The organism is Streptomyces sp. JJ38 (genome assembly GCF_019303475.1).
Classification (GTDB): domain Bacteria; phylum Actinomycetota; class Actinomycetes; order Streptomycetales; family Streptomycetaceae; genus Streptomyces.
In genome coordinates this window covers 3,646-3,988 of record NZ_JABLSI010000099.1, presented here as the reverse complement: position 1 = coordinate 3,988, position 343 = coordinate 3,646, and the positions used below count along the sequence as shown (strand labels likewise).

Below are 343 nucleotides of genomic sequence, written 5' to 3'. Positions count from 1 at the left end.
GCAGCTCCGGAGCAGGCGCCTCCTCCAGAATCACGTGCGCATTCGTCCCACTGACGCCGAACGACGACACCGCGGCACGACGCGGCCGTTCGGTGAGCTCGGGCCACTGGCGGGCCTCCGCCAGCAGTGCGACCGCGCCCGACTCCCAGTCCACATGCGGCGACGGCTCATCCACATGCAACGTCTGCGGCAGGACCCCGTGCCGCATGGCCTGCACCATCTTGATGACGCCGGCGACGCCCGCGGCGGTGGAGCTGTGGCCGATGTTGGACTTGATCGACCCCAGGTACAGCGGCTCGCCGTCACGGTCCCGGCCGTAGGTGGCCAGCAGCGCCTGCGCCTC

Annotated in this window: 1 protein-coding gene; it reads right to left on the bottom strand. The window is 70.8% G+C overall.

Annotation, left to right across the window (positions count from 1 at the left end):
- The coding region (locus HPT28_RS27300; RefSeq protein WP_306824674.1) for a ketoacyl-synthetase C-terminal extension domain-containing protein at positions 1-343 on the bottom strand (343 nt) is incomplete at both ends.